This window comes from Arthrobacter sp. P1_B4 (genome assembly GCF_056406555.1).
Genome location: NZ_JBFTZW010000119.1, coordinates 1 through 7296, shown reverse-complemented (window position 1 = coordinate 7296; position 7296 = coordinate 1). Strand labels below are relative to the sequence as shown.

Genomic DNA, 7296 nt, shown 5'->3' with positions numbered 1-7296 from the left:
CTGTCGGATGGGTGGAACCCGGCAGATAACCGCGCCGTCGTGTCCTTATCCGGCGATCATGTCGCGTCTCTCAATCAGCGGTCGGGTCATCGCGGGGTGGCGGGCGGCCAATCCTACGGAGCCGTCACGACGTGAATCGTCCGGCCACAGCAACAAAGCCATACCCGCCTCCCCTGGGTAGCCACGACCCTACAACGGCCACGGAACCACCCGACAACACCATAAGGACAGCAACCGAAAGACGTCGTAGACAAGACAGGGCTAGGGTCTCCGGAGCTCTGCGACGGCGAACCTGGACCCAACAGCCGGCCGCGCCAGCGGACGCCTGAATTGGGGTGAGCTCTGCGAACCATTTAAGAGCACCCCGGGATCTGCACCCGTTGTCCTGCGGCCGGCTTGCCGCGCCGTCCTGGCTCCCGCTCATGACCCCGCGGTTGGCGGTCCGCCGCCGGTAACCAGAATCGGGAGCCGGCCACGACGGCGGACCGCCAGCGGTGACCGGCCCGGGAAGGCCGGCCACCGTCCTGGGTGTCAGCTCACCGGTTGATGCACTCCGAAGAGTTGCTGTGCGAGGTCGATCAATTCCTCGGGCACGTCGGCCTCGCCGCCGTCGTCCTCGCCCAGGAACACCGCGTTCCCGCAGTAGACATCGGTCAGGACTCCGGTTTCTTCAAGGACCAGCGCAGCGGCGCGGCGGTTAGGGGCGAGGTTCAGGATTTTGCCTTCCTCGTTGACGTAGAAGTGCCAGTCGTAGCCGCTCACGGCTTCGATGTTCCCGGCCACGAGGGTTTGCAGGTTCTTCAGTGATGCGTCGATGGTTTCGACCCGTGCGGGTTCGCGTCCGTCGGCGGGGATGATCAGGGCGGTGCAGGCGCTCATCAGGTGTTGTCCTCTCAAGTGGTGCGGTGGGGTGCGGTGCCCCGCCGACAGCGGCGGGGCACCGGCTCTGGCGCTGGTTAGGCGGCGTTGACCGTGTAGGGCATCCGGTAGCGGGACGGAAGTTCCGCGGCGGCTTCCGGGAGGTCATCCGGGCCGTGGGCCTGTCCGTTCCTCCACGAGAAGAACGCCTGTTCGGTGATCGCATCCCACTGCCGGGCCTTGGTCCGGTAGAACGTGCAGCTCACGTCTCCCTCGCAATACGTGGCGACTCCGAAGAGGTTGCCGATGCTGTCAGCAGTCCGGGTGGCCGCGACCATGACATAGGGCCACTGGCCCAGGTCCCAGCCGTCACAGCCCCAGCTGGGGATGACGGCCCAGCCTTCGGCTTCGATGAGTTCCATCCAGTCGTAGCCGCCGTTCATGTGGTAATCGCCCAGCACGGTCACGCCGTCGATCGTCTCCCCGGTGTCCTTGGTGGTTACCGTCTTGGTTGCTACTGCGTTCATGGTGTTGCTCCTTTTTGCCCAAGGATTCGGTGGGTGGGGCGGCTCAGATGACCGGCCAGCGTCCCCTCTCCCCCGTTGTTTTTTGGTTGCTGGCAAGCTTGCTTGCTCGGCGGCCGACGAAGGCCTGTCTACCCGCAGGGCAAGGTGGGGGAAATTCCCGGAGGAAATCAGCGACGCAGGAGCGCCGGAGGGACATTTCCTCCACCGCAGGCCCCGGGAGGAACGACCGGGGCTAGACGGGGTGGAGCGGACGCCTAGAATCCGGAGGACAGCAACCAAAAGACGTCGTAGACAAGACAGGGCCGGGGGCTCCGGAGCTCTGCGACGGCGACCCTGGACCCACAGCCGGCCGCGCCAGCGGACGCCCGAAAGCCTTGTCCGTGGACCCGCGGTGACCGCCCGACTCATGGAGAGGTCGTGGCAGGATGTCGATCATGGACAGGCGGTTGCGGCGCGCTCCGAACGCTGAATGGGTGCTGATGTACCGGCTCGGTCTGAGCCGGCAACGCATCGCTGCCCTCGTGCGCGCCGAGCCCAACACTGTCGGATACCACCTGGTCATCGCCCGCCGCCAGGACCCGGACCTCGAAGCTGAGCACCAGGCCGCCTTCGGCGCCGCCCCCGTTCCTCACCCCTCCCCCAAGGATCTCGCCCGCATGGAACAGCTCATTGCCTGGGTCTCGTCCAACGGCCGGCTTCCCGTCTGGCGGTCCGCCGACCGGGATGAACGGTCCATGGCGCGATGGCTGACCGCGCGGCGGCGCGAAGCAGCCGAGGGGACCCTGGACCCGGCATACAACGACGGCCTTGCCCGGGTACCCGGGTGGGCCGACAACCGCAGGGAAGCCGAGGACGAAGCCCGCTGGCACCACCGGTTAACCCAGCTCGTCGCCTACCGCGAGGAAGGCAACGACTGGCCCCGCCACCACGACTATGAGTCAGAGTCCGAACACACCCTCGGGGTCTGGATCCATACCCAGCGGTACAAACACCACCGCGGCGAACTCGACCCAGTGAAGGTCAAGCTCCTGGACCATGTAGTTCCCGGATGGCAGGCCGGGAGAACCCGGGGCCGCCCTCCCCGCAGTGATCGGAATGTCGTGCGTCCCAGCGGCCAGCGGGCTAGGGACGTCACGTCCGCTAGTAGAGTTACATAGGTTCTCCAGTCCCCCCAGCTTGGAGAACCGGGAGCCTCCGCGCTTGAGTCCTTGGATTCGCGCGGAGGCTTCCTCACAGGTCGCAGCAAAGGCCCTCCCCCGGTTGTGCCCATTGGGGGCAGGTGGAGCCCACCGGCAGCTCAGGCTGTCCCCACTGGGTGCAACCCGTTTGGTTGTCGGACCCCTCCCCTATCGGTAATCCGTTGAGTAGCTTCTCAACGAATAGCCTCTGAATTCGCCCGGTTAGCGGTCCTCGGCGTCAGGCGAGTTCTGGTCCAATCCCGGTTTCGCCGGGCTAGTCAGGAAAGCGCCAAGTCGCCTACCGACATCCTCTGTCGTCCAGAACAAAACCCGTTGCTGACCATCCGGGGAGTCAACGTCCAATTCCACGGTGAAACCTGGCTCGTCGCCTATCGTGCGGCTAACGCCGAAGCCCGTTAGCCGGTGGTCCGGGAGATCTCCTCCTATAACAATGCTGATTCCAGCTGACCCTTCAGCGCCGTTTTCCTCCGGCGAGCCGGTGCCGCCATGGACCATCCAACGAGCGCCGCTCTCCAAGACCGCCTTGTGCGCGTCACAGACAGGCACCTCCAGGCCGGAACCCGCCATCAGCTTGAAGACGCCCGTTGCAGCTTCGGGACAGCGCAGCACAGTGCATGTAGTCATGCTGGCGATGCTACCGAAGGGGAAGGGTGATCGAACGGCCGCACCCTCGGAAAGGGGCATGAAGTTTTTGGCATCGGTAGGCTACGCCCATGGCATTGGGGGATGCGGCGCAGCCGCTGGCAGTTGGGTCACACAGGGTGGTCTTGGATGCGTACGCGTTCATCAAGGGCTGGCTCATCGCCACCTCGCTCTGGGTGGGCGTGCTGCTTCTCCTGGTGGCGGCAGGCTACGGCGTGCCCGCCTGGCGGGACGGCACCGACGCCGGTTACGTATGGGGCTTTTTGGGCATGGTGATTTTGTATGGCTTCGGAGTTTCCCTGGTGGTCGCGGCGCCACTGGCCTGGGTGTTGGCCTATCTTTTGCGCCCGGTCCGGAATCAATGGATCCACATCGGAGCCTTTTTCGCGGTGCCGACCCTCGCGTTCTGGCTGCTGGGAAGCGTCCTGGGCCTCGGCTGGCAGCCCTGGTTATTGATCCCATGGGCCACCGTTGGCGCAGCGGCAGCGATCGGCCGTTGGGCAATCCGCAATGACGTCCTTGCCTCGAATTCTGCAGCTACCCCGGCCTGACCGCCCGCTGCACGACCCATCACTGCGACACGCGGATGTCGTAGCCGCCCTCCATGCTTGGGTCTGCGTAGATCATGCATCAGGTGCAATACCGCGTGGTTCATACTCAATCCTGCACATTGATTCGAATAAAATTACTAGGCGGAAAATTTGTCATCGAATGTCAGTTCTAAACTGAGGGTATGAACCCGGAACAGGCGACCCGGTTGCAGGCACGGTATGCGCGGCGGGCCGGCCCGATTGGGCTGACGGTGGAGGAGCTCGATTTCGAGCACTTCCCGGCCAAAAACGGGTTCCCCGGGATCCCGGTGAAGGCGTGGATCCGGTTCCCGAACTGCGCCGAGCTGGTCGACGGCGAGGTGTACGCGTGGACGGCCAAGGCCGCGGAAGTGACGTGGAAGGACGGTCCGGTGGCCTACCGGACCTGGGTGTGGAGTTCGGCGGTCACCCGCCGGGAAGAAATGATGATCAGGAACTTGGGAGAGCGCGTAGAACGTGACAGCAGTAGCGAATGAAACAGCCCTGGACGTTGCCGTGGACGTCCGGTTCACCCCGGCCGGCACACCGTTGGCCGTCCGGTATGAGGGCCGGATCTGGGCGGTTGCGGCCGATCCGGTGCACTGGTTCGCCCGGGACGCGTGGTGGGACACCCGGCGCACGGCTGCCGTGGGCAGCGGCGACCTGGTGAGCATCGAATACTGGCGCGTGCAGGTCCGCCTCAGCTCGAACTCCGCGCTGCGGACCTTTGAGCTGCGCCGCGGCCCGCTGTCCAAACAGTGGCTGCTGGAATCGATCACCGACAACTGAGCCCGGCCTGCGTATAGCGTGGGGCCATGGGACCCATTTACGATGACCCGCGGCTGGCCGCGCTCACGCTGATGCGCATCGCGGCAGAGGAATCCCAGGGCCCCAACGAACTGTCAGGGCGCATGCATGCGGTCCTGGACGACCTGGCCCAGCGGAACGGGACCGGATATCTGGCCGAGCTGGCCATCGCCCTGGCCCGGACCGGGTTCATCGCTCTCGATGAGCTGGCACGGGTCACCGGCAACAGCACCACCGAATTGCTGGACGCGGTGGAAATCGACGCACTCGAAGGCCTCGATGACGGCCGCTAGACCGCGGGCCGGAACCGGACTACCGGCGGGCCTTGCCCCGCCGGTGAAGGTCGCCCTGGCCCGGAACGTGACGAAGATGCCGCGTGCCCTGCCCGGAAAGCTGATCTACGAGCCCAAATGGGACGGCTACAGGGCCATCGGAATCCGCGACAACAGCGGCGCTAGCCTGTGGTCCCGGCAGGGCAAGGACCTGACCCGGTACTTCCCGGAACTCGTTGCGGCGATCGCCTCCGAGGTGCCCCCGGGGTGTGTGATCGACGGCGAAGCCGTGATCTGGACCGGGGGCCGGCTGGACTTCTCCGCGCTGCAGCAGCGCCTCGGCGCCGGTCCGAAAACCCTCCCCGGACTGGTCAGCCAGACACCCGCCAACTACACCGCGTTCGATGTCCTGGCCGTGGCCGGACATGACGCCCGGGATCTGCCGCTGCACCAGCGCCGGGCACTCCTGGAAGAACTCGCCAAGGGATGGAAGCCACCGTTGTCCCTCTCCCCCACCACCACCGATCCGGACGAGGCCGCCCSGTGGTTCGACGAGCTGCCCCATACCGGGATCGAAGGCCTCGTCATCAAGGACAACGACCAGCTCTACACCCCAGGAGCCAGGAACTGGCTGAAACTGAAGCGCCGGGAAACCGTGGAAGTCGTCTGCGGTGCGGTCATCGGACCGATCACCCGGCCGTCCGAGGTCGTGGCAGGCCTGGTCCTGGACGGGGAACTGCGGATCGTCGGCCGCTCCGCCCCGCTGAAAACAGCGGCCGCCCGCGAGCTGGCACGCTGGCTGGAACCGCCCCGGCGGGTCCATCCGTGGCCTGCCATGGTGAAGGGCACGGCCCTGGACCGGTTCAACCGGGACAAAGAACCCGTGGCGCTGACCTTGGTGGAACCCGTAGTCGTGGAAGTCTCCGCCGATACCGCCTGGTCGGGCCGGTCCTTCCGGCACCCGCTCCGCTTACTCCGGGCAAGGCCCGAACTCTCCCCGACAGGCATCGACCTGCCGGATATCCTTCGACCACCCCTCCACTGAGAGGGCACTGTGGATTTTGTCAGGGATCCCTGACACACTGGCTGTCAGGATTTCCTGACAGAAGGGGCGCGGTCATGGGCTGGATATCGAACGACAACGAACACGAGGGCTGGGCGGCCGCCGTCGCACCGGACGGACGGCTCTCCGCATCATCATCGGGCGAAGGAATGCTCGTCCAGGGCATTACCGGCCGCTACCAGCCAGACAAGATGCTGCCCGACTATGAAGTAGTCCCGGACCGCGAGATTATCGGCTGGCGCGGAACCTGCGACTGCGGCTGGCGCGGCGAGCTGTGGGAACGGGTCACGTCGCCGGCTGCCGCCGACTTCAGCCGCCGTCGGGACTACGTTTCACCCGATGAATTCGCCAACGCTTCCGGCGAGGTCGAGGAGGCCATCCATGACGAGTGGAAAGCGCACATAGCCCCATCGGAAGCCACCGGCGGTGTGGAAGCGGCCGCCCGCGAATACAACCAGGCCGGACGTCGTCTGGATAAAGCCGTCGCAGCCGCAAAGGCGGCCGGGGCGTCCTGGGCGGACATAGGGCGCGCAGTAGGCATCAGCAGGCAGTCCGCGCACGAACGGTGGAACGACAGATTGAACCCCGGCTCATCCAGTGAGCAGGTCTGAGATTCCATCCGGGCGGAGTTCAGCAGCTAGAGCGTGATGCGCTGGGCGGTATTTCTGGTCCGCTGCTATATGGGACGATTCAGCTCACGAGCCCGCGTACTCGTGGTCCACTAACTCATTTGGACCCGTCCCCGACGAGCTGCATGAGCTTGCCATAGTCGGTCACAACGTCGTACGTCACGTTCTCATCATGCTTGCGGTTTAGCTCGGCGAAGAACTTGCGGGCGCATTCGATCTTCGCTTCCTCAACTCCCCGAAGCTGCATCGAGGACAGCGAGCCCTTGGTCTCAGCGACAAAGTAGACGTGCCTGACCGCGCCCTCCTGGAACGCGATGGCCCAGTCCGGGTTATAGTCGCCGACCGGAGTCGGGATGAAGAAGCCCCGCGGTAGCTTGGCGTAGACGACAACCTCGTTGCTGGTGTCCAGCTCGGTGACGAAGGCACGTTCGCCCTTGGAGTCGGTAACCACGTAGTCGTAGATGTGCTTCTTCAGCCTCCCCCCCGCCTTGGCGAAGTCCTGCTTCGTCTGGTTGGCGGTGAAGATCGCGGTGTCATGCCGCTCGGCAAGCGTGTCGTACGTCAGGTGCTGAACGATCACGGCGGCCTTCTGCTCATTGATCAGTCGCGCGGCCTCGGTGATGAACTGCTCTGGGTTCTGCCGGTACTTTGCAAACGTCGTCGGCTTCACCCCTGCCAGGACCGCGCCCGCCGTCCTACGGGTAAGTTGAGTCTTCTCTGTGATTTCACC

10 protein-coding genes are annotated in these 7296 nt (G+C 65.0%); 7 read left to right on the top strand and 3 right to left on the bottom strand.

The window, feature by feature from the left end; genetic code table 11:
* Positions 1-531: 531 nt before the first annotated feature.
* Positions 532-879, bottom strand: coding sequence for a DUF3846 domain-containing protein (locus tag AC1D1W_RS19130; RefSeq protein WP_476944517.1), 348 nt, complete (start codon positions 877-879; stop codon positions 532-534).
* Between the two features lie 77 nt (positions 880-956).
* Positions 957-1385 carry a hypothetical protein gene (locus AC1D1W_RS19125; RefSeq protein WP_476944516.1) on the bottom strand — a complete coding sequence of 143 codons (429 nt, stop codon included), beginning with the start codon at positions 1383-1385 and terminating at the stop codon, positions 957-959.
* Between the two features lie 434 nt (positions 1386-1819).
* Between AC1D1W_RS19125 and AC1D1W_RS19120 the strand changes: the two genes are divergently transcribed.
* From AC1D1W_RS19120 to AC1D1W_RS19090, 7 genes are all read left to right on the top strand, one after another.
* Entirely contained in the window at positions 1820-2542 is a 723-nt protein-coding gene (locus AC1D1W_RS19120; RefSeq protein ID WP_476944515.1) for a helicase associated domain-containing protein, read from the top strand.
* Between the two features lie 755 nt (positions 2543-3297).
* Positions 3298-3777, top strand: a complete 480-nt coding sequence (locus AC1D1W_RS19115) for a hypothetical protein (RefSeq protein WP_476944514.1) — start codon at positions 3298-3300, stop codon at positions 3775-3777.
* Between the two features lie 182 nt (positions 3778-3959).
* The gene (locus AC1D1W_RS19110) at positions 3960-4292 is read left to right on the top strand and encodes a hypothetical protein (RefSeq protein WP_476944513.1); all 333 of its coding nucleotides are present in this window, start codon (positions 3960-3962) and stop codon (positions 4290-4292) included.
* Positions 4273-4584, top strand: coding sequence for a hypothetical protein (locus tag AC1D1W_RS19105; protein ID WP_476944512.1), 312 nt, complete (start codon positions 4273-4275; stop codon positions 4582-4584). Before AC1D1W_RS19110 ends, AC1D1W_RS19105 begins: the two co-directional genes overlap by 20 nt.
* 26 nt (positions 4585-4610) lie before the next feature.
* Positions 4611-4895: a hypothetical protein gene (locus AC1D1W_RS19100; RefSeq protein ID WP_476944511.1), complete on the top strand. Its 285-nt coding sequence runs from the start codon at positions 4611-4613 to the stop codon at positions 4893-4895.
* Positions 4882-5919 (top strand): ATP-dependent DNA ligase, encoded by a 1038-nt coding sequence (locus AC1D1W_RS19095; RefSeq protein WP_476944510.1) that lies wholly within the window; start codon positions 4882-4884, stop codon positions 5917-5919. Before AC1D1W_RS19100 ends, AC1D1W_RS19095 begins: the two co-directional genes overlap by 14 nt.
* A 74-nt stretch (positions 5920-5993) precedes the next feature.
* Entirely contained in the window at positions 5994-6548 is a 555-nt protein-coding gene (locus tag AC1D1W_RS19090; protein ID WP_476944509.1) for a hypothetical protein, read from the top strand.
* A gap of 115 nt (positions 6549-6663) precedes the next feature.
* Here AC1D1W_RS19090 and AC1D1W_RS19085 read toward each other — a convergent pair.
* Positions 6664-7296: restriction endonuclease (locus tag AC1D1W_RS19085; RefSeq protein ID WP_476944508.1), on the bottom strand; the 633-nt coding region annotated here is incomplete at its 5' end.